Source organism: Streptomyces sp. NPDC088810 (genome assembly GCF_044750305.1).
GTDB lineage: Bacteria > Actinomycetota > Actinomycetes > Streptomycetales > Streptomycetaceae > Streptomyces.
In genome coordinates this window covers 393,862-418,315 of the sequence record NZ_JBIVJQ010000002.1, presented here as the reverse complement: position 1 = coordinate 418,315, position 24,454 = coordinate 393,862, and the positions used below count along the sequence as shown (strand labels likewise).

Here is a 24,454-nt window from a genome sequence, read left to right as displayed (position 1 = left end):
GGTGCACAGCCCGCCTCCGGTGAACCGGCGGAGCGGGTCGATTCCCGGGTGAGGCAGTCAGCGTTCGCCCGTCACCTTAGGAGTGCCGTGACTGTTCGCATCGGAGTGGAAGAGGAGTTCCACATCGTCGAGGTGGAGACGGGCCTGCTCGCTCCCCGAGCCGACGCCATGCTGGAAAAGCTCCCCGAAGGCACCTTCACGACCGAACTGCAGCAGGCGACCATCGAGTCGAACAGCGGTGTGCACGAGTCGCTTGCCGGCCTGTACGACGATGTGATCCGTGCAAGACGCCGGCTCGACGCCGCGGCGAGCGCCCACGGCCTGGCCGTGGTGGCCGCCGGTACCGTGCCACTGGCCCGTACCCAGGACACCCGCCCGACCGGCGGGCGCCGCTACCGCCACATGGTCGACGAATACCGCATGATCGCCGACGAGCAGCTGATCTGCGGAACCCACGTCCACGTCGACGTGCCCGGCCGCGACCTGGCCGTGCGCCTCATGTGCGAGGTGTCCCCGTGGCTGCACGTCCTGCTGGCCCTGTCCGCCAGCTCCCCCTTCTGGCTGGGCGCCGACACCGGCTATGCCAGCTGGCGGACCATGGTGTGGCAGCGCTGGCCCACCGCGGGCCCGCCGGGATGCTACGCCGACGCCGCCGAGTACGACGCGGCCGTGCAGTGCCTGATCGACTCCGGTGTCATCAGCGACGCGGGAATGATCTACCACGACATCCGGCCCTCCGCCCACCAGCGGACCCTCGAGCTGCGCATCTGCGACGCCTGCCCCCGGGCGGAGACGGTCGTGCTGATCGCCGGCCTCTACCGCGCCCTGGTGACCGAGGCCCGCGAGCGGCTGGAGACGACGGACGCGCCTGCCTGCCCGGGCCGGCACGAGTGGCTGCGCGCCGCTTCCTGGCGGGCCGCGCGGTCGGGCCTGGAAGGGGTCCTGATCGATCCCGAGACCCGGCACGAGGCACCCGCGGCCCAGGTCGTCCGGCGCCTGCTCGGACGGGTGCGCCCGGCGCTCGAGGCGGCCGGCGACTGGCACACGGTCCGGGACCTCGCGGAGCGGGCCCTCGCCACCGGCAGCGCCGCCCACCGCATGCGCCGCACCGCCGACGAGGACGACCTGCTGGCCTGCACCGATCTCGCGATCGCGGAGACCCGGGGCGACGACCAGCCGCGCCGACGGCCCGCCGCCCCCGCCCGGCACCTCGCCTCCCCGGCGCGCCCTGTCGCGTACCCCTCCGGGGCCGGCCGGGCCGGGCTCGCCGGCCGCTGAGGCGCGGGGGAGAACCTCCGGGCCCTCGATACACCGCGTACACGCCCTTGTTGCGAAGGAGAAGAACCACCGTGTCCATCAGTTCCGGCCACATACCGGTGGGCGGCCCGCCGCGCACCCCACCGTCGCGCACCCGGCGCGGCCCCTACGCGCAGTGGGGAGGTGGTTGCGCATGTGCGGCCTGAGCGGAGAGATGCGCTTCGACGGCACGCGGCCCGACCTGGCGGCCGTCGAGCGCATGAACGACCGGCTCGCCGCCCGCGGACCCGACGGCGAGGGGATCTGGTCACGGGACGCCGTCGCGCTGGGGCACCGCCGGCTGAAGATCATCGATCTCTCCGAGCGGGGGGCGCAGCCGCTCACCGACACCGGGCAGGAGATCACCGGCGTCTTCAACGGGTGCATCTACAACTACAAGGAGCTGCGCGCGGAACTGACGGCCCTCGGCCACCGGTTCCGGTCCACCTCCGACACCGAGGTCGTCCTCGCGGCGTACCGGCAGTGGGGTACCGCCTGTGTCGACCGCTTCCACGGCATGTTCGCCTTCGCCCTCGTCGAGCACCGGACCGGCCGTCTGATCCTGGGCCGCGACCGGCTCGGCATCAAGCCCCTGTACCTCGCACAGACCCCGGGGCGGCTGCGCTTCGCCTCCTCGCTGCCCGCCCTGCTCGCGGCCGGCGGCGTGGACACCTCGCTCGACCCGGTCGCCGTGCACCAGTACCTCAGCTGGCACGCGACCGTGGCCGCACCCCGGACCGTGCTGGCGGGGGTGCGCAAGCTTCCCCCGGCCACCGTGCGGGTCGTCGAGCCGGACGGCACCCACCGGGAGCACTGCTACTGGCAGCCGTCGTACACGCGCCGCCCCGAGCACGAGGGCATGGGCGCCGCCGAGTGGCGGGACGCGGTGCTGGAGGCTCTGCGCACCGCCGTACGGCGGCGGATGGTCGCCGACGTCCCGGTCGGCGTCCTGCTGTCCGGCGGACTGGACTCCAGCCTGATCGTGGCCCTGCTGGCCGACGAGGGGCAGCGGGACCTGGCGACGTTCAGCGTGGGCTTCGAGGCGGAGGGCGGCGACGAAGGGGACGAGTTCCGTTACTCCGACCTGGTGGCCAGGGAGTTCGCCACCGATCACCATCAGCTGGTGGTTCCCTCGCACCGCGTGTCGACGGCGCTGGACGCGGCGGTCGCGGCGATGAGCGAGCCCATGATGAGCCACGACGTGGTCGCCTTCCACCTGCTGTCCGAGCAGGTGTCCAAGAACGTGAAGGTCGTCCAGAGCGGGCAGGGCGCCGACGAGGTCTTCGCCGGCTACCACTGGTACCCGGAGCTGGCCGCCGCGGCCCGCGAGGAGGAGCCGGACAGGTACGCCGACACGTACTTCGACCGGCCGCACGCCGACCTCGCCGCGATGCTGCAACCGGACATGCTGCCGCAGGACGACGTCTCCGGCCGGTTCGTCCGGGAGCACATGGCGGTGCCGGGGGCGGAGACGGCGCTCGACGCCGCCCTGCGCCTCGACACCCATGTCATGCTGGTGGACGACCCGGTCAAGCGGGTCGACAACATGACGATGGACTGGGGCCTGGAGGCCCGCGTGCCGTTCCTGGACCACGAACTGGTCGAGCTGGCGGCCGCGTGCCCGCCGGAGCTGAAGCTGGCCGACGGCGGCAAGGGCGTCCTGAAGGAGGCCGGCCGCAAACTGCTGCCCCGCGAGGTGGTCGACCGTCCCAAGGGCTACTTCCCGGTCCCGGCGATCACCCACATGGCCGGCCCCGTCCTGGACAGGGTGCGTGAGGCGCTGGGCGCCCCCGAGGCGAAGCGGCGCGGGCTCTTCCAGGACTCCTACGTCGCCGAACTCCTGGCGGCCCCCGACCGACACCGCACCAAGCGCGGAGCGAACGCACTGTGGCAAGTGGCTTTGCTGGAGATATGGCTGCAGACGCACGGAATCTGACCGGGGAATTCCCCGCGGTACGGCGGCCCGACGCCGGCACGGCCGGTGCCGGGCGGCCTTCCGCCGCCCCCCCGAAGCGGACCGCCCACCCGCCCTCGCCGGCCCCGGACGGCCGCACCGCCGCCATCGCCGCGCCCGCCCGCGTCCCGCTGCCGAACGCTTCCGGGCCGCGCGACGCGACGACGCGGCTCATCGCGCACGGCTGCTGGTACCCCTCGGCCGACCCGGCCGGCACCCAGGTCGCCTTCATCTGCGACCGGGGCGGTGTGCCGCAGCTCTGGACGGGTCCCGTCGACGGTGACGCCGTACACCTGCTCGACGACGGACCGGACCCCGTCACGGAGGTGTCCTGGTCACCCGACGGCCGCTGGATCGCCTACACCACGGCCCCCGGCGGCGGTGAGCACACACGGGTGCTGTGTGTCCGCCCCGACGGCAGCGACCGGCACATCCTCGCCGGAGCCGAGCCGGGCAGCTCGGCCCACCTGGGCTGCTGGGCGCACGACGGATCGGCGGTCGCGGTCACCGTCGCGGTCCCCACCGCCGCACCCGCCCCGCACGCCACCGCAGAGGCCGGTGCGTCCGGACCCGGCCCGTCCGACGGCCACCTGCCGGGCGCCTGGCAGAGCCGGACGGGCGACACGGAGCTGCTCGGTCCGGCACCCCACACGGACTTGGGACCCGCGCTGCCGTCGCCCGTACTCGCCGTGGAGACGACGACGATCGGCGCACCCGGCGGCGGTACCGCCCCCGCGGGCGGATTCGGCGACGGACTGTCGGCGTACCTCGTCGACCCCGACGGTGTCGCCGCCCCCGTCCTGCTCGCCGTCGAGAAGGACGCGGCGACGCTCCGCGTGTGCGATCTCAGCCGGGACGGCGCGCTCGCGCTGCTGCGCCGGGGACCCCGCGGCCGGCGCGAGGCGGTCGTGCTGCGCACCGCCGACCACGTGACGACCTGCGTGATGCCGGTGGCCGACGGGGACCCGTGGATCGGCGGCTTCTCACCCCGTGCGGACACCCTCTGGCTGCGCAGCAACGCCTACCGGGAGTTCGCGGTCCTGCTCGCCGCCGCGCTCGACCCGGAAGGCCGGCCGCGCGGCTGGTCGGCCGCTGCCGCGCGGGAGAACAGCGACCTGGAGCTGCTGCGGTGCGCCCGCGACGGCAGCTCCGCCGTGCTCGCCTGGAACGTCCGGGGCATGAGCGAGGTGGAGGTGCTCGACACGGACGCGTCCGGCCGGCCCGGCGCGGACCCGGGCCCGTCCCGCCCCGTGTCCCTGCCGCACGAAGTGGTCACGCGCATCGCGGACGCCGGCCCGCGGCTGCTGCTGGCCGTGTCCGGGTCCCGCCGTCGCCCCGGCATCTGGTGGCTGCCCGACGGCGCGACCCCGGTGCGCACCCCGTGGTCGTCACGCGACGAGGACGCCGTTCCCCCGGGCCGCCCGCCCGTGCGACCGGCCCCCCTGCGCCCCACCGCCCGCGACGGGCTGCCGCTGAACGGCTGGTACTACCGCGCGCCGGGCCGCGGCCCCGGCGAACCGGCACCCTGCGTCATCCATCTGCACGGCGGCCCCGAGGACCAGGAGCGCCCCGTCCTCAGTCCGCTGTACCACGAGATCCTCGGGCGAGGACTGGACGTCTTCGCACCCGACGTCCGCGGCTCCTCCGGGTACGGCCGGTCGTTCGTCGACGCGGACCTGGGACGGGGACGGTTCGCCGCGATCGACGACGTGGCGGACTGCGCCGCCCACGCGGTGCTGGCCGGCCCGGCCGATCCCGCCCGGCTGGCGGTGATGGGCCGCTCGTACGGCGGCTATCTCACGTTCGCCTCCCTGGTCTGGCACCCGGACCTCTTCCGCACCGGGGTCGCGGTGTGCGGCATGTCGGACCTCGCGACGTTCTTCGAGGGCACCGAACCCTGGATCGCCCAGTCCGCGGCCCACAAGTACGGCCACCCCGAACGCGACCGGGAACTGCTGCGGGCGCTGTCACCGATGAGCCGCATCGACGCGCTGCGGGCACCGGTGCTCGCCGTGCACGGGGAGCACGACACCAATGTGCCGCCGGGGGAGTCGGAGCAGTTCGTACGGGCGGCCCGCGAGCGCGGTGTGTCCGCCGAACTGCTCACCCTGCTCGACGAGGGACACGAGTTCCTCCGCGCCGACAACCGCCGGCTCTTCCGCCGTGCCGCCGCCGACTGGCTGCAACGGCACCTGAGCACCTGACCGTCGTGCCCGGGGTACTCGCCGCAGGCCGGGGTACCCAGGACAGCCCTGCCACCGTGCGAGGAGTGTGAGATGACCGGGGAAGGAGCACCGGCCCGCGGACGGCGGGGCGGCCGGCTGCGCGAGACGGCCGCCGAGGTGTTCGGCTGGGAGGAACTGCGGCCCGAACAGCTCACCGCCATGGAGTGGGTGCTGGAGGGACGGGACTGTCTCGTCGTCATGCCGACCGGATCGGGCAAGTCCGCCGTGTACCAGGTTCCCGCCCTGCTGCTGTCCGGGCCGGTCGTGGTCGTGTCACCCCTGCTGGCCCTGCAGCGGGACCAGATCGCCGGACTGCCCGGCGGCGACCGCGGCCCGGGCGCCGTCGCCGTGAACTCCGACCTCGGCGCGGCCGAGACCGAGGAGGTCTGGGCAGCGGTGCGCGAGGGGTCGGTGCGCTATGTCTACCTGTCCCCGGAGCAACTGGCCAAGGACGAGGTCGTACAACGGCTGGCCGCGGCGCACCCCGCCCTCTTCGTGGTGGACGAGGCCCAGTGCGTGTCCTCGTGGGGCCACGACTTCCGGCCCGACTACCTGCGTCTGGCGCAGGCGGTACGGCGGCTGGGCCGGCCGCCCGTGCTCGCGCTCACGGCGACCGCCGCACCGCCGGTACGGCAGGACATCGTCGAACGGCTCGGCATGGACGGGCCGCGGCAGCTCGTCACCGGATTCGACCGCCCGGGCATCAGACTGGAGGTGCGCCGCCACCTCGACGACGACGAACGGCGGGCCCGCGTCCTGGAGGACGCCGCCGCCGCTCCCAAGCCCGGCATCGTCTACGCGGCGACGCGCAAGGACAGCGAGTCCTACGCCGCCGAGCTGGCCTCCCTCGGGCTTGCCGCCGGCGCCTACCACGCGGGACTGCGGGCCGCCGAACGCCGGCGGATCCACGAGGCGTTCCTCTCCGGCGACCTGGACGTGGTGGTGGCGACCTCGGCCTTCGGGATGGGCATCGACAAGGAGAACGTACGGTTCGTGCTGCACGCGTCGCTGCCGGGCTCCCTGGACGCCTACTACCAGGAGATCGGGCGCTGCGGCCGCGACGGACGGCCCGCCCTCGCCGTACTGCACTACCGCACCGAGGACACGGGCATGCAGGCGTACTTCAGCAGCCGCACGCCCCGTCCCCAGGCCGTGGACGCGGTGGTACGGGCGGTCCACGCCCACCGGGACGCCCCACCGGACCTCGACGCACTGCGCCGGGACACCGACCTGTCGCGTGCCAGGGTCACCGCGGCCGTGAACCTGCTGGAGGAGGCGGACGCCGTGGTCACGGACGCCTCGGGCGCCGTCCGTCCGGTCCCGGGCACGGCACCGTCGCGCGCGGTACGGCGAGCCGTGGACACCGCCGAGGCCCACAAGCGCATGGACCGCTCGAGAGTGGACATGGCTCGGGCGTACGCCGAGACGACCGGCTGCCGGCGGCGCTTCCTGCTGGGCTACTTCGGCGAGGAGTACCAAGCCCCCTGCGGCAACTGCGACCTGTGCGACGAGCAGGAGAGCGGCGACAGCGACGCGACGGTCACCGGCCGGCACCCGGACGCCGGCGCCTATCCGCCGGGAGCCGCGGTACGGCACGGCGAGTGGGGCCGCGGCACCGTGCTGAGCGAGGAAGGGGACCGCATCACCGTACTCTTCGACGAAGTCGGCTACCGCACCCTCTCCCTGGACGCCCTGGCCGCACGGGACGATCTGCTCACGGTGACGAGCGGTCCGGACGAGAACCGACCGGACGAGCGGTCCGGGCCGTGAAACGCGCCAAGCGGTACGCCGTTGCCGCCTCCGGACAGTGGACCGACGAGGAGGACGGCCGGCGCAGGCTGCCGGCCGGCGAGGTCCACGCCTGGGAGCCGGGCCGCAACGAGACCGTGTGCGGGCTGTCCCTCGGCCGCTCGCACCTCGTGCGCTTCCCGCACGTCGGCTGGCCCGACATCTTCCCGGAATCCGGCGGCGCGGCCGACCGTGTGCAGCGGGTGTGCCGGCGCTGCGCCTCCGTGGCCGGACACCGCGGCGGCGACGCGCGCCCACGGTGGCAGCGCGTCCGCCCCCGACCGTAGATTCTCCCCCGAGCGGTCCGGAGCACCGATGACGCCGGCTGACGCGCGACCACCGAGGCGGAGATGCAATTCACGACGCGCCCCACCCTCCAGGGCACCTTCGGCATGGTGTCCTCCACCCACTGGCTCGCCTCGCAGTCGGCGATGGCGGTCCTGGAGGGCGGCGGCAATGCCTTCGACGCGGCCGTGGCCGGGGCGTTCGGGCTGCACGTCGTGGAGCCGCACCTCAACGGCCCGGCCGGCGAGGTGCCGATCCTGCTCGCCCCGGCGGGCGGCGCGGTGCGCGTGCTGTGCGGGCAGGGCGTGGCCCCGGCGGGCGCCACGCCCGCGCACTACCGGGGACTCGGGCTGGACCTCGTACCGGGCACCGGACCGCTCGCCGCCGCGGTGCCCGGCGCCTTCGACGCCTGGCTGCTGCTCCTGCGCGACCACGGCACCAAGTCCCTGGAGGACGTCCTCGGTTACGCCATCGGGTACGCCGAACACGGGCACGCGCCCGTGGAGAACGTCGGCCTGACCGTCGAGAGCGTACGGCGGCTCTTCGAGACCGAGTGGACCTCCTCGGCCGAGCTGTACCTGCCCGGCGGCCGGGCACCCCGCCCCGGCACCCTGCTGCGCAACCCCGCCCTCGCCGCCACCTGGAAGCGGCTGCTGGCCGAGACCGCCCGCGCGGGCGGCCGGGAGGCGCGGATCGACGCCGCGCGCGAGGTGTGGCGCTCCGGCTTCATCGCCGAGGCCCTGGTACGGCAGTCCCGGCGGCCCACCCTGGACACCAGCGGCGAGCGGCACACCGGCACGCTCACCGAGGCCGACCTGGCCGGCTGGTCGGCGACCTACGAGACACCGGTGACGTACGACTGGAACGGCTGGACCGTGTGCAAGGCCGGCCCCTGGAGCCAGGGCCCCGCGCTGCTCCAGCAGCTCGCCCTGCTCCCGCCCGGGCTGCCCGCGTACGGCTCCGCCGACTACGTCCACCTGCTGATCGAGGGCTGCAAGCTCGCCATGGCCGACCGCGAGGCCTGGTACGGGGACGCCGCCGAGGTGCCCCTGGCGGACCTGCTGTCGGCCGACTACAACGCCGCGCGGCGGACCCTCGTCGGGGAGAAGGCCGACCACGCGCTGCGCCCCGGCAGCCCCGGCGGGCGCACCCCGCGGCTGCCCGCACTCGCGCTCGCACACGCGCGCGTGCCGGACGGCACCGGGCCCGGCTTCGACCCGATGGGCGCCGGCGAGCCGACCGTCGCCGCCGACGGCACGACCCGCGGCGACACCTGCCACCTGGACGTCGTCGACCGCTGGGGCAACATGATCGCGGCCACCCCCAGCGGCGGCTGGCTCCAGTCCAACCCGGTCGTCCCCGAGCTGGGCTTCCCGCTCGGCACCCGCCTGCAGATGACCTGGCTGGAGGAGGGCCTGCCCAACACGCTCACCCCCGGCCGCCGCCCCCGCACCACCCTCACCCCGTCCCTCGCGCTGCGCGACGGCGTGCCGGTCCTGGCGTTCGGCACGCCCGGCGGTGACCAGCAGGACCAGTGGCAGCTGCACTTCCTCCTGGCCGCCGCCCTGCGCGCCCCCGTCCGCGGGGGCCTCGACCTGCAGGGCGCCGTCGACGCCCCCAACTGGCACAACGACAGCTTCCCCAGCTCCTTCCACCCGCGCGGCCGGCGGCCCGGCAGCGTGACCGTGGAGTCCCGCACCGGCCCGGCCGTGATCGAGGAGCTGCGACGGCGCGGCCACGACGTCACCGTCGGCCCCGCCTGGTCCGAGGGGCGGCTGTGCGCGGTGGCCCGGGACCCGGAGACCGGCGTGCTGTCCGCGGCGGCCAACCCGCGCGGGATGCAGGGCTACGCCGTCGGCCGCTGACGGCGCTGCCGGGCTCCCGCTCGAGGACGGCGCCGGCCCCCGCTCTTCATCTCGATTCCACCGCGCGTGCACCGGCCGGCGGCGGGGATTGTCAGTGGGCCGTGTTCTGATGGAGGACATGATCGAAGAGACGGAAACCATCGAGGAGTTTCTCGCCCGTTGCTCGGCCGACGTGGAGGAGGCGGTCCGCAAGGCCGCCGCGGCCGAGATCCTGCCCCGCTTCCGCCGCCTCGCCGCGCACGAGGTGGACCAGAAGAACGGCCCGCACGACCTGGTCACGGACGCCGACCGCCTCGCCGAGCTGCGGCTCACCGAGGACCTCGGCGCCCTGCTGCCCGGCTCGGTCGTGGTCGGCGAGGAAGCGGTGCACGCCGACCCGGCGGTGTACGAGGCGCTCCAGGGCGACGCCCCGGTCTGGATCGTCGACCCGGTCGACGGCACCCGCCAGTTCGTGCACGGCGACGACGGCTTCTGCACCCTGGTGGCGCTCGTCCAGCGCGGCGTCGTACGCGCCTCCTGGACCTACGCGGCGGCGCGCGACCAGCTCGCCACCGCCGTCCGCGGCCACGGCGCCTTCCTCGACGGGCAGCGGCTGTCCGCGGGCGCGCCCGCGCCCGGCCGGGACCTCGTCGTCGCCACCTCCCACCCGGACTACACCACCGACGCGCAGAAGCGCGCGCTGCGCGTGCTGTGGACCGAGGGTGTCGCCGCGCGCGCGTGCGGCTCCGCCGGCCTGGAGTACCTCGCCGTCGCCCGGGGCGAGCTGGACGCCGTGGCGTTCTCCTGGGAGGCCGCCTGGGATCACGCGGCCGGTCTGCTCCTGGTCGAGGAGGCGGGCGGCGCGCACCTCACCCTGAGCGGCGAGCCGTTCCGCGTCACCGGCGGCAACGCGCTGCCGTTCACCGCCGCCCGGGACGCCGCCACCGCCCGCCGGGTGGCCGGCCTGCTGCGCAGCGCGTCCTGACCCTCCGGGGGCACCCGGGCCGGGGGAGTGCCGGTCCCCCGGCATATCCTGATCCAGAATGGCCATCGGCTGACGAAGGGGTCCGAAGGTGCCGTCGATGCTCGATGCGGTCGTGGTGGGTGCGGGACCGAACGGACTGACCGCTGCCGTGGAGCTGGCCCGCCGCGGCTTCTCCGTGGCCCTGTTCGAGGCGAAGTCCACCGTGGGCGGCGGCGCCCGCACCGAGGAACTGACCCTCCCCGGCTTCCGGCACGACCCGTGCTCGGCCGCCCACCCCCTCGGCATCAACTCCCCGGCGTTCCGCGCGATGCCCCTCGACCGGTACGGCCTGGAGTGGCTGCACGCCCCGCTGCCCATGGCCCACCCGTTCCCGGACGGCAGCGCGGCCGTGCTGTCCCGCTCGGTGGCCGAGACCGCCGCCTCCTTCGGACCGCGCGACGCGGGGCCGTACCGCAGACTGGTCGAGCCGCTCCTCGCCCACTGGGACACCCTCGTACGCGACTTCATGTCCCTGCCGCTGACCGCGCTGCCGCGCGACCCCGTCACCCTGGCCCGCTTCGGCCTGGCCGGCCTGCCGCCGTCCACCTGGCTGATGCGCCGCTTCAGGGACGAGCGGTTCAAGGCCCTCTTCGCGGGCCTGGTCGCCCATGTGATGGCGCCGCTCGACGGCCTGGCCACCAGCGCCGTCGGACTGGTCTTCGCCCTCTCCGCGCACGCCCGCGGCTGGCCGGTGCCCCGCGGCGGCTCCCAGGCCATCTCCGACGCCCTCGCCGCCTACCTGACCGACCTCGGCGGCGCCGTCCACACCGACTACGAGGTCAAGCGGCTGGACGACCTGCCGCCCGCGCGCGCCTACGTCTTCGACACCTCGCCCGCCGCGCTCGCCCGCATCGCCGGCTTCGGCGACTACTACGCGAACTACCGCTACGGCCCCAGCGTCTTCAAGATCGATTACGCGCTGGACGGGCCGGTGCCGTGGACCGCGCCCGAGGCCCGCACCGCCGGCACCGTGCAGATCGGCGCGAGCCGGGCCGAGATCGGCACCGCCCTGCGCGCCGCCTCCCGGGAGGGCCGCGCCCCCGACAGACCGTTCATGATCACCGTGCAGCCCAGCGTGGCCGACCCCACCCGCGCCCCCGAGGGCAAGCAGGTCTTCTGGGCGTACGGCCATGTGCCGAACGGCTGGTCCGGGGACCTCACCGACGCCATAGAACGCCAGCTGGAGCGCTTCGCACCCGGCTTCCGCGACCGCGTGCTCGCCCGCGCCACCGCCGGACCCGCCGAGATGGCCGCCCGCAACGCCAACTACGTCGGCGGCGACATCGCCTGCGGCGCGGCCTCCGGACTCCAGCTGCTGCTGCGTCCCAAGCTGTCCCTGTTCCCGTACCACACGCCCCACCCGGCCGTCTTCATCTGCTCCTCGGCCACCCCGCCCGGTCCCGGCGTGCACGGCATGTCGGGCCACAACGCGGCCAAGGCCGTCTGGCGGAAACTGAGACAGACGACATGACCACCCTCACGCTCGTCCAGGGCGACATCACCCGGCAGCACGCCGACGCCATCGTCAACGCGGCCAACTCCTCCCTCCTCGGCGGCGGAGGGGTGGACGGCGCGATCCACCGCCGCGGCGGCCCCGCCGTCCTGGCGGAGTGCCGAGCCCTGCGCGCCTCCCGGTACGGAAAGGGCCTGCCCACCGGCCAGGCGGTCGCCACCACGGCGGGCGAACTGGACGCCCGCTGGGTGATCCACACCGTCGGCCCGGTGTACAGCCCGGCCGAGGACCGCTCGGACCTGCTCGCCTCCTGCTACCGCGAGTCCCTGCGGGTCGCCGACGAACTCGGCGCCCGGACGGTCGCGTTCCCGGCGATCTCCACCGGCGTCTACCGCTGGCCGATGGAAGACGCGGCGCGGATCGCCGTCGAGGCGGTACGGAGCACGCCGACGGCCGTGGAGGAGGTCCGGTTCGTGCTCTTCGACGAGCGCGCGTACGAGGCCTTCGCCCGGCAGACGGGCTGACGGGCTGACGGGCACCGCCCTCGCCCGGGCCGCCCCTGGGTCACCCGGACGGCGTAGTACCCGGTGCGCCCGGCCGCCGCCTGGCCAACGCTCGGAATGCCCCCGTGCTCCTCGCGAGCACCCGGGCACCGGACGAACGGGGCGGCAGAAAGGACACGCTCATGAGCCAGGCAGCGCAGCCCGGCGGACCGGCCTCCTCGGGCGGCTCGTGGCCGCCGGGGCAGCCGAGGGCCCGGGACGGTGGCTGGGCGACCGGCGGCGTCACGTTCGCCGGCGTACTGATGGTGTGCAGCGGCGTCCTCGCCGTCCTCCAGGGCATCGCCGCGATCGCCGGGGACGACGTCTACTTCCGCCTCGGCGCCTACGTCTACAAGATGAACCTCACCGGCTGGGGCGTGATCCACGTCATCCTCGGCGTCCTGGTCCTGCTGATCGGCATCGGCCTGCTCATGGACATGGGCTGGGCCCGCCTCGCCGGTCTGTTCGTCGTCGCGCTCAGCCTCGTCGCGCAGTTCCTCTTCCTCCCGTACCAGCCGATCTGGTCGTTCGTCATGATGGCCATCGACGTCTTCCTGATCTGGGCCCTGGCGACCCGCCAGGAAGCGGTGGCCTGAGGCGCACGGCGGCCGGTCCGCCCAGCTCGCGCAGCGTCCTGCCGAGCACCGCCACCCCGTCGGCGACGACACCCGGCGGGGTGGCCGCGTAACCGAGGACCAGACCGGGCGGGCCGGGCCGCTGCCGGTGCCAGGACAGCGGCTGGCACTTCACGCCCCGCGCGAGCGCCGCCGCGGCGAACTCGGTGTCGGGCACGTCCGCGGCGTACGTCACCGTCAGGTGCAGGCCCGCCGCGGCCCCGTGCACCCGCGCCCCCGGGAGGTGCTCGGCGAGGGCGGCGATCATCGCGTCCCGGCGCCTGCGGTGGCGCCCGCGCACCAGCCGCAGATGCCGCTCCAGCTCCCCGGACTCCATCAGCCGGGCCAGCACCAGCTGGGGCAGCACCGCGTTGCCGAGGTCGTTGAAGCGCTTGGCGTCGACCAGCGCGGCGCGGTGGCGGGCCGGGGCCACCAGCCAGCCGATCCGCAGCGCCGGCGCGAGCAGCTTCGACACGCTGCCCATGTAGCAGACCCGGTCGGCCAGCAGGGCGCGCAGCGCCGGAACCGGCGGCCGGTCGTAGCGGTGCTCGGCGTCGTAGTCGTCCTCCAGGATCAGCCCGCCGCCGCGCGCCCACGCCAGCAGCTCACGCCGGCGTTCGCCGCTGGTCACCACGCCGGTGGGGAACTGGTGGGCGGGCGTCAGCAGGACGGCCCGCGCGCCGGTCGCCCGCAGCGCGTCGACCCGTACGCCCTCCTCGTCGACCGGCACCGGCGGGGTGGCCAGGCCCCCGTTCCCCAGGTGCTGGCGGGCCCCCAGCGAACCGGGATCCTCCACCGCGACCGCGTCGACGCCGTCCGCGCGCAGCACCGGGTGCAGCAGCGTCAGCGCCTGCGCGGTGCCCGCGACGACCAGCACCGCGTCCGGCTCCGCCCGTACGCCCCGCACCCGCGCGAGCCAGTCCGCGACCGCCCGCCGCAACGGGGGCGCTCCGCGCGGGTCGCCGTAACCGAGCTGGTCGGCGGAGAGCCCGGCCAGCACGGCTCGCTCGGCCCGCAGCCAGGCCGCCCGCGGGAAGGTGCTGAGGTCGGGCCGCCCCGGCGTGAAGTCGACGTCCGCCGGCGCGGCCCGCAACACGTCGAACACCCCCGCCCCGAGCACACCCCCGAACACCGCCCCACCGTTCCGTCCGGCGTCCGGCCCGTGGGCCTGGCCGCTGTGCGGCCGGCTGTCCGGTTCGGCGGACCCGCCGCTGCGCCCGGTGCATGCCTCATCCGGTTCGTCTGGGTGCCGTCCTGTGTCCGGCCTGCGGGGCCGGCCGCCGTCCGGCTCGCCGTTCCGTCCGGCGTCCGGCCCGTGGGCCTGGCCGCTGCGTGGCCGGCTGTCCGTTCCAGTGGCCCCGCCGTCCCGTCCGGCAAGCGTCCCCTCCGGTTCGCCCCCGCGCCTCCCGGCGCACGGCTCGTCGTCCCGCGCGGTCCGTGCCCCGTGCGCTGCGCCGCCGCCTCGCCCGGCGTACGCCCCACCGGCCCCGTCCCCGCGCTCCCAGGCCGACCGCGCGTCGAGATCCCCGCCGGCACCACCCGGCCTCCCGTCGACGCCCTCCTCACCGGCGCCCGGCGAGCCGTCCCCGTCCCCGGCGCCCGGTGGCACCGCGGAGGGGAACGGTGTGGCCAGTACCACCGTGCCGCCGCGGCGGCGGCCTGCCACCTGGCCGTCCTCGGCCAGGCGGCGGTAGGCCTCGGTCACCACCCCCCGGGAGACGCGGAGTTCCGCGGCGAGGACGCGGGTCGGCGGGAGGCGGCTGCCCACCGGGAGCCGGCCGTCGGCCATCGCCTGCCGCAGCCGTCCGGTCAGCCACTCCGCCTTGCCGCCGGCAGGCACGTCGGCGACCGCCAGCTGCAGGAAGTCGGAGCCGCGTGCCGGTGTCTCCCGCCCCTCGTCCATCCTGCTCATGCTGCCACGCGCCGGGTCAGTGCCCGAAGGCGAACTCCGGCGCGGCCGGGGTGAGGACGGCCGCCGCCGTGGTGGCCGCCCAGTGCGCCGCCACCTCCTCCTCGACCGTCTTGACCACCTCGGCCACGACGTCCCCGCCGCCGTCATGCATCGCCTCCGCCACCACCAGCACCCGGCCGGTGTGCGCGCCGACCGCCGAGTGCCCGCTCTGCCGGTGGGTCCAGCGGCGGGCGTGGGCGCGGCCCGCGGAGTCGACGAAGGTGACCTCGCCGGGCGCGGGATGCTCCAAGGCGCCGCCGAACGCCGTGTACGTCTCGTCCCCGCGGGCCGGCCGCACCTCCAGCAGCGGGCCGGTGATCCGGTCGGCGTCGAGGACCGCCACCGGCACCGCGTACGCCACCGAGACGGCGTTGCACAGGTCCACCAGCGGGTGGATGCCCGGCAGCGCCCCCTCCTTGCGCAGCCGGCGCAGCAGCGACTCCGAGGCGGACCGGTACTGCGTCGGCTTCAGCCCCATCCGGGAGAAGGCCCGCCGCCAGGCCAGCACCTCGGGGAACTCGCCCTCGGTGGCCCCCGCCAGCCGCGTCACGGCCCGCCCGGTGTACGCGGCGGCGCGCGGCCGGGTGTCCGCAGGGGTGTCGACACCGGCGGCGTACAGCACGCCGGCGGACAGTTCGGGGAACGCGGCCCGCACCGCGTCCGCATGCCGGAATCGCACGGACGACACGCTCAACAGGACCTCCTGGGTGATCGGGAACACCACCCTGCCCGGCGCTTGGCCCGGCGGCCAGGGCCAAACACGGCACACCGCACCGGTCCATAACTCGGCGACCGGCGCCCCTGCCCGCTGCCCCCGGCGGCGCGCGTGACATCATCGGCCGGGTCCGGGACCACAGCCGTACGCGCCACGGCGAGGCCTACCCGCCGAGGCGAGCCGTACCAGGAGCACGAGAAGCACGAGAAGCACCATGAACCCTGCTCTGCTGGACGACTTCTCCCTGGAGATGACCGGCAAGGACGTACCCGGTCTGGAGGAGGCGCACGACAGCATCCCGCCCGGCACCCGGATCAACATCACCTTCCTGGCCGGCGAGGACACCGCGACCCGGCTGGCGGCCGCCCGCGCGGTCAAACGGCTCGGTTTCGTCCCCGTACCGCACATCTCCGCGCGCCGCCTGCCCTCCCGGCCCGCCCTGGAGGAATTCCTCGCCGGGCTCGCGGCCGACGGCACCGCCGAGAACGTGTTCGTCGTCGGTGGCGACCCCGCCCGCCCCGAGGGCCCCTACGCGGATGCCCTCGCCGTCCTGCGCACCGGGCTGCTGCGCAGCCACGGCGTCCGGCACGTCGGCATCACCGGCTATCCCGAGGGCCACCCCGGCATAGCCGACCGGACCCTGTGGTCGGCGCTCACCGAGAAGGCGGCGGCCATCGGGGCCGACCGGTTCACCGGGGACGTCATCACCCAGTTCGGTTTCGACGTCGACCCGGTCCTCGGCTGGCTGGAGGACCTCCGCGCGCGGGGCGTGCACCTGCCCGTCCGCATCGGCGTCCCCGGACCGGCGGGGGTGCGCCGGCTGCTCGGCTACGCCACCCGGTTCGGCGTCGGCACCAGCGCCTCCGTCGCCCGCAAGTACGGCCTCTCGCTGACCAACCTCGTGGGTACGGCCGGCCCGGACCGCTTCCTGCACGCGCTGGCCGACCGCTACGACCCCGCCCGGCACGGCGCGGTGAAGGTGCACTTCTACACCTTCGGCGGGCTGCGGACCACCGCCGAGTGGATCACCCGGTTCCGGCAGGCTCGCACCTGCTGAGGCCAGGCCGGCCCACGTACGTGTCGGATTTCCGCCAGCTCCGGGACGCGCGGTCGCCGATGCTGGAGGCATGCAGACAGGGATGCACCACGACCGGGAGCACTGCGTGCGCGCCGTGCGCTCCAAGGACGCACGGTTCGACGGATGGTTCTTCACGGCCGTGCTGACCACCCGGATCTACTGCCGGCCGAGCTGCCCGGTCGTGCCGCCCAAGCCGGAGAACATGACGTTCTACCCGAGCGCCGCCGCCTGCCAGCAGGCCGGATTCCGGGCCTGCAAACGCTGCCGCCCCGACACCAGCCCCGGCTCCCCGGAGTGGAACCGGCGCGCCGACCTGGTGGCCCGGGCCATGCGGCTGATCGCCGACGGGGTCGTGGACCGCGAGGGCGTGCCCGGACTCGCCGCCCGGCTCGGCTACAGCACCCGGCAGGTGGAGCGGCAGCTGCTCGCCGAGCTGGGCGCCGGCCCCCTCGCGCTCGCCCGCGCCCAGCGCGCCCAGACCGCGCGGCTGCTCGTCGAGACCAGCACGCTGCCCATGGCGGAGATCGCGTTCGCGGCCGGCTTCTCCTCGATCCGCACCTTCAACGACACCGTCCGCGAGGTCTTCGCCCTCTCCCCGAGCGAACTGCGCGCCCGCGCCCCGAAGAGCGGTCCGGGCACCCCGGGCGTGCTCACCCTGCGGCTGCCGTTCCGTGCCCCGCTGCACCCGTCCAACCTCTTCGGCCACCTCGCCGCCACCGCCGTACCCGGTGTCGAGGAGTGGCGCGACGGCGCCTACCGCCGCACGCTCCGCCTGCCGTACGGCCACGGGATCGCCGCCCTCGCGCCCCGCCCCGACCACATCGCCTGCCGCCTCACCCTGAGCGACCTGCGCGACCTGACCGTGGCCATCAGCCGCTGCCGCCGCCTGCTCGACCTGGACGCCGACCCGGTCGCCGTCGACGAGCGGCTGCGGACCGATCCGCTGCTCGCCCCGCTGGTCGACCAGGCCCCCGGGCGCCGGGTGCCGCGCACGGTCGACGAGGCCGAGTTCGCCGTGCGGGCCGTGCTCGGGCAGCAGGTGTCCACGGCCGCCGCCCGCACCCACGCGGCCCGTCTGGTCACCGCGCACGGCAAACCCCTGGACGACCCGGAGGGCGGCCTCACCCACCTCTTCCCCGACCCCGGGGCGCTGGCCGCCGTCGACCCCGAGACCCTGGCGATGCCCCGCACCCGGCGCACCACCTTCACCACCCTCGTCCGCCGGCTCGCCGACGGTGACCTCCGCCTGGGGGTGGAGGCCGACTGGGCCGAGGCACGGGCCCGGCTGCTCGCGCTGCCCGGCTTCGGGCCGTGGACGGTGGACGTCATCGCCATGCGCGCCCTGGGCGACCCCGACGCGTTCCTCCCGACCGACCTCGGCATCCGGCGCGCCGCGAAGGAACTCGGCCTGCCGTCCACCCCGGCCGCGCTGACCGCCCGCGCGGCGGGCTGGCGGCCCTGGCGGGCGTACGCCGTGCAGTACCTGTGGGCGACCGACGACCACCCGATCAACTTCCTGCCCGCGTAAGGATCTCCACGATGAAGCAGCACACCGTCATCGACAGCCCCTACGGCCCCCTCACGCTCGTCGCCGACGACGGCGTCCTGTGCGGCCTCTACATGACCGACCAGCGCCACCGCCCGCCGGAGGAGACCTTCGGCACCCCCGACGACACCCCGTTCGCCGAGGCCGCCGAGCAGCTCACGGCCTACTTCGCGGGCGAGCTGACCGAGTTCACCGTCCCACTCCGGCTGAACGGCACCCCGTTCCAGCGCCGCGTCTGGGACCAGCTGACCCGCATCCCGTACGGCGAGACCCGCTCCTACGGCCAGCTCGCCGACGTCCTCGGCACTCCCAAGGCGTCCCGCGCGGTCGGCCTCGCCAACGGCAGGAACCCGATCGGCATCATCGTGCCCTGCCACCGTGTCGTCGGCGCGAGCGGTGACCTCACCGGCTACGGCGGCGGCCTGGAGCGCAAACGCCGCCTGCTGGACTTCGAACGCAGCACCCCCCTCTTCTGACCAGGGCCGCCGCGCCCCTTACCCGGCACCCTCCGCGCCCTCCGCACCCAGCCGACCGAGCAGCACGGGCAACGCGGTGCCGATGGGTTCCCGTACGACCTCGTCGGCGATCTCGTCGTACGGGGTCGGGTCGGCGTTGACGATGACGATGCGGGCGCCGTGGTCGGCGGCGACGCCGACGAGGCCGGCGGCGGGCTGTACCTGGAGGCTGCTGCCGACGGCGACGAACACCTGGCAGGCCTTGGTGATGGCCACGGCCTCGCCGAGGACCACCGGGTCCAGCCGCTCGCCGAACATCACCGTCGCCGATTTCAGGATGCCGCCGCACTCCAGGCACGGCGGATCCTCCTCGCCGGCCTCCACCCGGGCCAGGGCGTCCTCCATCGGGCCGCGCGCGTGGCACCGCGTGCAGACCACGCTGCGGGCGCTGCCGTGGAGTTCGAGCACCTTGCGGGCGGGCATTCCGGCGAGCTGGTGCAGTCCGTCCACGTTCTGGGTGATGACCCGGACCGGGACGCCGGACCGCTCCAGTTCGGCGACGGCCCGGTGCGCCGCGTTCGGCTCGGCCGCGAGGGTGCGGTTGCGGCGCCGCATCTGCCAGGACCGCCGCCGGATCTCCGGGTCGGCCATGTAGTACGCGTACGTCACGAGCTTCTCGGCCTCCGGATCCCGCCGCCACAGCCCGTTCGGGCCGCGGTAGTCCGGAATCCCGGAGTCGGTGGAGATACCGGCCCCGCTCAGCAGGGCGACGAGAGGCTTGGCCATGCCACCGAGGGTAGGCCGGGCGGCGCGGCCGCCGCGAGCGGATAAGAGCGCGGAGGGCCGCGCGGTCACGCCACGCGGTGGCCGTTCTCCAGTTCCGCCGTGCCCGAGCCGGCCGCGAGGACGTCCAGGGCGGCCAGCACCCTGAGGCCCAGCGCGCCGGGCAGGTGCGCGGTCAGCTCCTCGCGCCCGACCAGGCGCCAGGACAGCAGCTCCTCCTCCTGCAGGCGGATCGCCTTCAGGTCGGCCTCGCTCAGCACACCGCCGTCGTACAGGTACGCCACCAGCGGCGGCCGGCCCGCCCCGTGCACCCAGTCCACGGCCAGCAGCCGGCCGAGTTCCCGGTCGAGGCCGATCTCCTCCAGCGTCTCCCGGCGGGCGCCCTGGCGCGGTGTCTCCCCGTCGTCGGACTCGACGGTCCCGCCCGGCAGCGCCCACCCCTCCCGGTAGTTCGGCTCGACGAGCAGCACCCGCCCCTCGGCGTCCCGGAAGAGCGCGGCGGCGCCGGCGAGGACACGGGGCAGGCTCGCGAGGTACGCGGCGAAGTCAGGCGTCGAGGTCATTGAGGAAGGGTAACCAGCCGTCCGGCCGCTACGACCCGCTCCTCGCCAGGCGCAGGGTGCGTTCGGCCAGTTCACTGATCCGTACGCCGTCGAAGCCGAACACCGCGCTGCGCACCGTGTCCTCGAGCGGGTCCCGCCACCGCGCCGGGATCGCCTCCGCCCCGGTGAGGACGCCGGCCACCGAACCGGCCGTCGCCCCGTTGGAGTCGGTGTCCAGGCCGCCGCGCACGGTCAGCGCGATGGTCCGGGTGAAGTCGCCGTCGCCGTAGAGCAGCCCGGCGGCGAGCACGGCGGCGTTCGGCACCGTGTGGATCCAGCCGAGACCGGCGGTCTCCTCGGCCACCGTGGCCAGCGTCTCCTCCCAGGGCAGCCGCGTCTCGTGCAGGGACGCGACCCGCCGTACCGTCCGGGCCAGCCGGCTGCTCGCCGGGACGACCGTCAGCGCGGTGTCCAGCGCGTCCCGCACCGTCGGGGCGGTGAAGGCCGCCGAGATCAGCGCGGCGGCCCACATGGCGCCGTAGACGCCGTTGCCGGTGTGCGAGAGCACCGCGTCCCGGCGGGCCAGACCGGCGGCCCGGACGGGATCGCCGGGGCAGGTCCAGCCGTAGACGTCGGCGCGGATCAGCGCCCCGATCCACTCCTGGTACGGGTTGTCGTAGGTCGCCGTCACCGGCGGTTTCAGCCCGTTCGCGAGGTTGCGGTACGCGGCCCGTTCCGCCGTGAACGTCTGCAGGTACGGCAGTCTGAGCAGCCACAGGTCGCCGACCTGCTCGGTGCTGAAGCCGAAGCCGTGCGTCTCCAGCAGGTGCAGGCCGAGGATCGCGTAGTCGACGTCGTCGTCCCGGCAGCTGCCGTGGATCCGGCCGCGCACGCAGCAGCGCCACTCCGGGCGCAGTACGGCTGCCTCTGCGGGGTCGGCGGGCTCGGGGAGGTAGTCGGTCAGGGGCAGGGCCGCGGCCCGGCGCAGATAGCCGTCGATACGGTCGCGGGTCCACACCTCGCCCTGCTCGACCGGCTTGCCGAGCATGTTGCCCGCGATCCGGCCGAGCCAGCCGCCGTGGATACGGTCGGCGAGGTCCCCTCCGGGGCGCTCGGTGCTCATGACAGGGGTGTACCCGTTCTGCCGGGCGGCTCCCCGCGGCTTCCCAGGGTTCGGGCAGGGCATGACGCCAGGGGTGTCCTGCGGTTATCGTCACAGCGGCGCGACTGGCCCTGACATGCGCGGGGCCCGGAGAGCAAGGGGAAGACAAGGTGGCGGACGCTGCAGTGAACGAGACCCGTCGGGTGCTCATCGCCGCGGACAAGTTCAAGGGCTCGCTGACGGCCGTACAGGTCGCCGAGCGGGTGACGGCCGGGCTGCGCGGGGTCGTGCCGGATCTCCCGGTCGAGGCGCTTCCCGTGGCCGACGGCGGTGACGGGACCGTGGACGCGGCGGTCGCGGCCGGTTTCGAACGCCGGGAGGTACGGGTCGCCGGGCCGCTCGGCCAGGAGGTCACGGCCGCGTTCGCGCTGCGGGACGGCACCGCGGTGGTGGAGATGGCCGAGGCGAGCGGGCTGCAGCGGCTGCCGGCGGGTGTCTTCGCGCCGCTGACGGCGTCGACGTACGGCTCGGGCGAGCTGCTGCGGGCCGCGCTGGACGCCGGGGCGCGGACGATCGTGTTCGGGGTCGGCGGCAGCGCGACCACGGACGGCGGCGCGGGCATGCTGTCCGCGCTGGGCGCGCGTTTCCTGGATGCGGACGGAGAACCGGTGGCGCCGGGCGGCGGGGGCCTCACGGAGCTGGCGCGGGCCGACCTGTCCGGTCTCGATCCGCGGCTGTCCGACGTGGAGCTGATCCTCGCCAGCGACGTCGACAACCCGCTGACCGGCCCGAAGGGTGCGCCCGCGGTGTACGGCCCGCAGAAGGGTGCCTCCCCGGACGACGTGGAGGCGCTGGACGCGGCCCTCGCCCACTACGCGAAGATCCTGGAGGCCGCCGTCGGCCCGCGGGCGGCGGAGTACGCGGCCGCGCCGGGCGCGGGCGCGGCGGGCGGCATCGGGTACGGCGCCCTGCTGCTGGGCGCGCGGTTCCGCGCGGGCATCGAGGTCATGCTCGACGTGCTCGGATTCGCGTCCGCCCTGGAGCGGGCCGACCTGGTGATCACCGGCGAGGGTTCGCTGGACGAGCAGACGTTGCACGGCAAGGCCCCGGCCGGGGTTGCGGCGGCGACCCGTGCCCGGGGCATCGATGTCGTGGCGGTCTGCGGCCGTCTGGCCCTGCCCCCCGAGGCCCTGGCCCCCGCGGGCATCCGTCGCGCGTACCCCCTGTCGGCGCTCGAACCGGACCCGGTGAAGTCCATGGCCCAGGCGGGTCCGCTCCTGGAACGCGTGGCGGAGTCGATCGCGCGGGACTTCCTGACCTGACCGTCCTCGGGGCGCGGGCCCTGGGGTGTGTCGTTCGGATCAGGTCGCCGGGCACCGACGGGTGCCCCGTCGGCGCCGCCTGAGCACGACCCGGCCGTGGCCACGGAACCTGCCCGGCCACGAGGCGACCTGTGCCGCCTCACCGGGCACAGACACGCCGGGCGGTGTCAGGGGTGTCCCCGGCCAGGGAGGCGCAAGCGGCCGAGGAGACAACGCCCTTCCAGCGTCCGTCGCCGGGCCGGTAGGGCATCGGGGGTGCCACCACGGGAAAGCCTGAGGGGTCCGGACCGAATCACGATTCGGTCCGGACCCCTCAGGCCACGTACGAGCCCGTTGCTACGGGAGCTGCGCCGCCCGCGCCGCACGGCTCTCGCGCCGGTTGTCACGGAAGGTGTTCACCCGGCGCGCCGTCGCGAACAGCGGGATGGTCGCCGCCATCACGATCTGCAGCGCGCAGCCCATCTGCAGCAGCACCTGGCCGCCCGGCGCGTCGAACGCCCACGCCGCCAGCAGGCCCATGGCCGAGACGATCCAGCCCAGCACCGCCACCGCGAGGGCGCCCCGCGGCTTGGGGTACTCGACCCGGCTCACCATCAGCCAGGCGGTCCCGACGACCGCCAGCAGTGTCGCCTCGAACGGCAGCTCGAGCAGCACGATCGAGACGACCGTGAGTGCACCGAACGGCGAGGGCATGCCCTGGAACGTGCCGTCCTTCACGGTGACGCACGAGAAGCGGGCAAGCCGCAGCACCACCGCCAACAGCACCACGATCGCGCCCACCGCGGCGACACGCTCATGCGCGTCCCTCGCGACCATGCCGTACACGAGCACGAAGTACGCGGGCGCCAGACCGAAGCTGATCAGGTCGGAGAGGTTGTCCAGCTCCGCACCCATCGGCGACGACCGCAGCTTGCGGGCCACGAGGCCGTCGAACAGGTCGAAGACCGCCGCGCACAGCATGAGTATCACGGCCGTGGCCGCGCTGTTGCGGGCCATGCCCGAGTCGTCGCCCGAGAGGTGCGGGATCAGGATGCCGGTGGTGGTGAAGTACACCGCCATGAAGCCGCACGTGGCGTTGCCCAGCGTGAGGGTGTCCGCTATCGACAGGCGGAGCGAGAGAGGCATCTCCTCCTCGTCGTCCGCCTCGTCGGCCTCGGGCACCCAGCCCGCCTGGGTCTCCGGATCAATCACGGTCAATGCGAGTCACCCCAGCCACGGTCTTCTGTCCGACCTCGACCGCGACCTCCACGCCCTCGGGAAGGTAGAGGTCGACACGCGAGCCGAAGCGGATCAGACCGATTCGGTCGCCCTGCTCGACCTTCGAGCCCTCCGGGAGGTAGGGCACGATGCGGCGGGCCACCGCGCCGGCGATCTGGATCATCTCGATGTCGCCGAGTTCGGTGTCGAAATGCCAGACTACGCGCTCGTTGTTCTCGCTCTCCTTGTTGAAAGCCGGAACAAAGCCGCCGGGGATGTGCTCGACCGACGTCACCGTGCCCGCGAGGGGCGCGCGGTTGACGTGGACGTTGAGCGGGCTCATGAAGATCGCGACGCGGGTGCGTCCGTCCTTCCACGGCATGATGCTCTGCACCACGCCGTCGGCGGGCGAGATGACCCGGCCCGTGGCGATCTCACGCTCGGGGTCGCGGAAGAACCACAGCATGCCCGCCGCGAGCGCGGTGGCGGGCACGGCCACGGCCTTGGCAGCGCCCGAGCGGCGGGCGCGGGCCAGGCTGAGGGCTGCGGTGGCGACGGTCGGGAGAAGCCACGGCGATGCTCCGCGCGCGAGGCGTGCGCCTACCAGGCTGTCGCGGTGTGCAGAGGTTTGGCTGTGGGGCATGGATGACCTTCGTAGCGGATGATGCCGCGCTCTGACGGGGGACGGCGGCTTTCCCGGGATCGTACCGGGCGCGGGCCGCAACTCGGCAAGCCAGG

Annotated in this window: 21 protein-coding genes; 14 read left to right on the top strand and 7 right to left on the bottom strand. The window is 74.7% G+C overall.

What is annotated here, in order from left to right; all coding sequences use genetic code 11:
* Positions 1 to 87: 87 nt before the first annotated feature.
* The 10 genes from ACIP4Y_RS08540 to ACIP4Y_RS08495 all read left to right on the top strand — a co-directional run bounded on the left by ACIP4Y_RS08540 (position 88) and on the right by ACIP4Y_RS08495 (position 13,007).
* On the top strand, positions 88 to 1,278 hold the full coding sequence (locus ACIP4Y_RS08540; RefSeq protein WP_401389546.1) for a glutamate--cysteine ligase: 1,191 nt from the start codon (positions 88 to 90) through the stop codon (positions 1,276 to 1,278).
* Between the two features lie 172 nt (positions 1,279 to 1,450).
* Entirely contained in the window at positions 1,451 to 3,232 is a 1,782-nt protein-coding gene (locus ACIP4Y_RS08535) for an N-acetylglutaminylglutamine amidotransferase (protein WP_401389543.1), read from the top strand.
* Positions 3,208 to 5,454 carry a S9 family peptidase gene (locus tag ACIP4Y_RS08530; RefSeq protein WP_401389540.1) on the top strand — a complete coding sequence of 749 codons (2,247 nt, stop codon included), beginning with the start codon at positions 3,208 to 3,210 and terminating at the stop codon, positions 5,452 to 5,454. The genes ACIP4Y_RS08535 and ACIP4Y_RS08530 overlap by 25 nt, the downstream gene beginning before the upstream one ends.
* 72 nt (positions 5,455 to 5,526) lie before the next feature.
* Positions 5,527 to 7,245: a RecQ family ATP-dependent DNA helicase gene (locus tag ACIP4Y_RS08525; protein WP_401389537.1), complete on the top strand. Its 1,719-nt coding sequence runs from the start codon at positions 5,527 to 5,529 to the stop codon at positions 7,243 to 7,245.
* A complete protein-coding gene (locus ACIP4Y_RS08520; protein ID WP_401389534.1) occupies positions 7,242 to 7,550 on the top strand; it encodes a hypothetical protein in 309 nt (102 codons plus the stop codon). The genes ACIP4Y_RS08525 and ACIP4Y_RS08520 overlap by 4 nt, the downstream gene beginning before the upstream one ends.
* Positions 7,551 to 7,613: 63 nt before the next feature.
* Positions 7,614 to 9,413 carry a gamma-glutamyltransferase family protein gene (locus ACIP4Y_RS08515; RefSeq protein ID WP_401389531.1) on the top strand — a complete coding sequence of 600 codons (1,800 nt, stop codon included), beginning with the start codon at positions 7,614 to 7,616 and terminating at the stop codon, positions 9,411 to 9,413.
* A 118-nt stretch (positions 9,414 to 9,531) separates the two neighbouring features.
* Positions 9,532 to 10,377: an inositol monophosphatase family protein gene (locus ACIP4Y_RS08510; protein WP_358645160.1), complete on the top strand. Its 846-nt coding sequence runs from the start codon at positions 9,532 to 9,534 to the stop codon at positions 10,375 to 10,377.
* 97 nt (positions 10,378 to 10,474) lie between these two features.
* A complete protein-coding gene (locus ACIP4Y_RS08505; protein ID WP_401389528.1) occupies positions 10,475 to 11,887 on the top strand; it encodes a phytoene desaturase family protein in 1,413 nt (470 codons plus the stop codon).
* Entirely contained in the window at positions 11,884 to 12,393 is a 510-nt protein-coding gene (locus tag ACIP4Y_RS08500) for an O-acetyl-ADP-ribose deacetylase (protein WP_401389525.1), read from the top strand. Before ACIP4Y_RS08505 ends, ACIP4Y_RS08500 begins: the two co-directional genes overlap by 4 nt.
* A 161-nt stretch (positions 12,394 to 12,554) precedes the next feature.
* Positions 12,555 to 13,007 (top strand): hypothetical protein, encoded by a 453-nt coding sequence (locus tag ACIP4Y_RS08495; protein WP_401389522.1) that lies wholly within the window; start codon positions 12,555 to 12,557, stop codon positions 13,005 to 13,007.
* On the opposite strand, the gene ACIP4Y_RS08490 is transcribed toward ACIP4Y_RS08495, so the two are convergent.
* Both ACIP4Y_RS08490 and ACIP4Y_RS08485 read right to left on the bottom strand, forming a co-directional pair.
* Positions 12,943 to 14,937: a PLP-dependent aminotransferase family protein gene (locus ACIP4Y_RS08490; protein ID WP_401389519.1), complete on the bottom strand. Its 1,995-nt coding sequence runs from the start codon at positions 14,935 to 14,937 to the stop codon at positions 12,943 to 12,945. The two genes, ACIP4Y_RS08495 and ACIP4Y_RS08490, sit on opposite strands and share 65 nt — an antisense overlap.
* 16 nt (positions 14,938 to 14,953) lie before the next feature.
* Positions 14,954 to 15,664 (bottom strand): B3/4 domain-containing protein, encoded by a 711-nt coding sequence (locus ACIP4Y_RS08485; protein ID WP_401389516.1) that lies wholly within the window; start codon positions 15,662 to 15,664, stop codon positions 14,954 to 14,956.
* Between the two features lie 241 nt (positions 15,665 to 15,905).
* Between ACIP4Y_RS08485 and ACIP4Y_RS08480 the strand changes: the two genes are divergently transcribed.
* The 3 genes from ACIP4Y_RS08480 to ACIP4Y_RS08470 all read left to right on the top strand — a co-directional run bounded on the left by ACIP4Y_RS08480 (position 15,906) and on the right by ACIP4Y_RS08470 (position 18,791).
* Entirely contained in the window at positions 15,906 to 16,748 is an 843-nt protein-coding gene (locus ACIP4Y_RS08480; protein ID WP_401389513.1) for a methylenetetrahydrofolate reductase, read from the top strand.
* A 70-nt stretch (positions 16,749 to 16,818) separates the two neighbouring features.
* On the top strand, positions 16,819 to 18,297 hold the full coding sequence (locus ACIP4Y_RS08475) for a DNA-3-methyladenine glycosylase 2 family protein (protein ID WP_401389510.1): 1,479 nt from the start codon (positions 16,819 to 16,821) through the stop codon (positions 18,295 to 18,297).
* Between the two features lie 11 nt (positions 18,298 to 18,308).
* Positions 18,309 to 18,791, top strand: coding sequence for a methylated-DNA--[protein]-cysteine S-methyltransferase (locus ACIP4Y_RS08470; protein ID WP_401389507.1), 483 nt, complete (start codon positions 18,309 to 18,311; stop codon positions 18,789 to 18,791).
* 18 nt (positions 18,792 to 18,809) lie between these two features.
* On the opposite strand, the gene ACIP4Y_RS08465 is transcribed toward ACIP4Y_RS08470, so the two are convergent.
* From ACIP4Y_RS08465 to ACIP4Y_RS08455, 3 genes are all read right to left on the bottom strand, one after another.
* Positions 18,810 to 19,556 carry an SIR2 family NAD-dependent protein deacylase gene (locus ACIP4Y_RS08465; RefSeq protein WP_401389504.1) on the bottom strand — a complete coding sequence of 249 codons (747 nt, stop codon included), beginning with the start codon at positions 19,554 to 19,556 and terminating at the stop codon, positions 18,810 to 18,812.
* A 65-nt stretch (positions 19,557 to 19,621) separates the two neighbouring features.
* Entirely contained in the window at positions 19,622 to 20,116 is a 495-nt protein-coding gene (locus ACIP4Y_RS08460) for an NUDIX domain-containing protein (RefSeq protein ID WP_401389502.1), read from the bottom strand.
* Between the two features lie 28 nt (positions 20,117 to 20,144).
* Entirely contained in the window at positions 20,145 to 21,218 is a 1,074-nt protein-coding gene (locus ACIP4Y_RS08455) for an ADP-ribosylglycohydrolase family protein (protein WP_401389499.1), read from the bottom strand.
* 182 nt (positions 21,219 to 21,400) lie between these two features.
* Between ACIP4Y_RS08455 and ACIP4Y_RS08450 the strand changes: the two genes are divergently transcribed.
* Positions 21,401 to 22,519 (top strand): glycerate kinase, encoded by a 1,119-nt coding sequence (locus ACIP4Y_RS08450; RefSeq protein WP_401390635.1) that lies wholly within the window; start codon positions 21,401 to 21,403, stop codon positions 22,517 to 22,519.
* Between the two features lie 336 nt (positions 22,520 to 22,855).
* On the opposite strand, the gene pssA is transcribed toward ACIP4Y_RS08450, so the two are convergent.
* Positions 22,856 to 23,716: a CDP-diacylglycerol--serine O-phosphatidyltransferase gene (pssA, locus tag ACIP4Y_RS08445; RefSeq protein ID WP_401389496.1), complete on the bottom strand. Its 861-nt coding sequence runs from the start codon at positions 23,714 to 23,716 to the stop codon at positions 22,856 to 22,858.
* Complete coding sequence (locus tag ACIP4Y_RS08440; RefSeq protein WP_358645136.1) at positions 23,703 to 24,359, bottom strand: phosphatidylserine decarboxylase; 657 nt, start codon at positions 24,357 to 24,359, stop codon at positions 23,703 to 23,705. Before ACIP4Y_RS08440 ends, pssA begins: the two co-directional genes overlap by 14 nt.
* Positions 24,360 to 24,454: the final 95 nt, after the last annotated feature.

What these genes read in the sequence shown, in the direction of transcription:
- ACIP4Y_RS08440 (WP_358645136.1), bottom strand. Translation starts at nt 24,359, where the DNA reads ATGCCCCACAGCCAAACCTCTGCACACCGCGACAGCCTGGTAGGCGCA.
- ACIP4Y_RS08530 (WP_401389540.1), top strand. Translation starts at nt 3,208, where the DNA reads ATGGCTGCAGACGCACGGAATCTGACCGGGGAATTCCCCGCGGTACGG.
- ACIP4Y_RS08465 (WP_401389504.1), bottom strand. Translation starts at nt 19,556, where the DNA reads ATGGCCAAGCCTCTCGTCGCCCTGCTGAGCGGGGCCGGTATCTCCACC.
- ACIP4Y_RS08495 (WP_401389522.1), top strand. Translation starts at nt 12,555, where the DNA reads ATGAGCCAGGCAGCGCAGCCCGGCGGACCGGCCTCCTCGGGCGGCTCG.
- ACIP4Y_RS08475 (WP_401389510.1), top strand. Translation starts at nt 16,819, where the DNA reads ATGCAGACAGGGATGCACCACGACCGGGAGCACTGCGTGCGCGCCGTG.
- ACIP4Y_RS08470 (WP_401389507.1), top strand. Translation starts at nt 18,309, where the DNA reads ATGAAGCAGCACACCGTCATCGACAGCCCCTACGGCCCCCTCACGCTC.
- ACIP4Y_RS08535 (WP_401389543.1), top strand. Translation starts at nt 1,451, where the DNA reads ATGTGCGGCCTGAGCGGAGAGATGCGCTTCGACGGCACGCGGCCCGAC.
- ACIP4Y_RS08510 (WP_358645160.1), top strand. Translation starts at nt 9,532, where the DNA reads ATGATCGAAGAGACGGAAACCATCGAGGAGTTTCTCGCCCGTTGCTCG.
- ACIP4Y_RS08455 (WP_401389499.1), bottom strand. Translation starts at nt 21,218, where the DNA reads ATGAGCACCGAGCGCCCCGGAGGGGACCTCGCCGACCGTATCCACGGC.
- ACIP4Y_RS08525 (WP_401389537.1), top strand. Translation starts at nt 5,527, where the DNA reads ATGACCGGGGAAGGAGCACCGGCCCGCGGACGGCGGGGCGGCCGGCTG.
- ACIP4Y_RS08490 (WP_401389519.1), bottom strand. Translation starts at nt 14,937, where the DNA reads ATGAGCAGGATGGACGAGGGGCGGGAGACACCGGCACGCGGCTCCGAC.
- ACIP4Y_RS08515 (WP_401389531.1), top strand. Translation starts at nt 7,614, where the DNA reads ATGCAATTCACGACGCGCCCCACCCTCCAGGGCACCTTCGGCATGGTG.
- ACIP4Y_RS08505 (WP_401389528.1), top strand. Translation starts at nt 10,475, where the DNA reads ATGCTCGATGCGGTCGTGGTGGGTGCGGGACCGAACGGACTGACCGCT.
- ACIP4Y_RS08460 (WP_401389502.1), bottom strand. Translation starts at nt 20,116, where the DNA reads ATGACCTCGACGCCTGACTTCGCCGCGTACCTCGCGAGCCTGCCCCGT.
- ACIP4Y_RS08480 (WP_401389513.1), top strand. Translation starts at nt 15,906, where the DNA reads ATGAACCCTGCTCTGCTGGACGACTTCTCCCTGGAGATGACCGGCAAG.
- ACIP4Y_RS08500 (WP_401389525.1), top strand. Translation starts at nt 11,884, where the DNA reads ATGACCACCCTCACGCTCGTCCAGGGCGACATCACCCGGCAGCACGCC.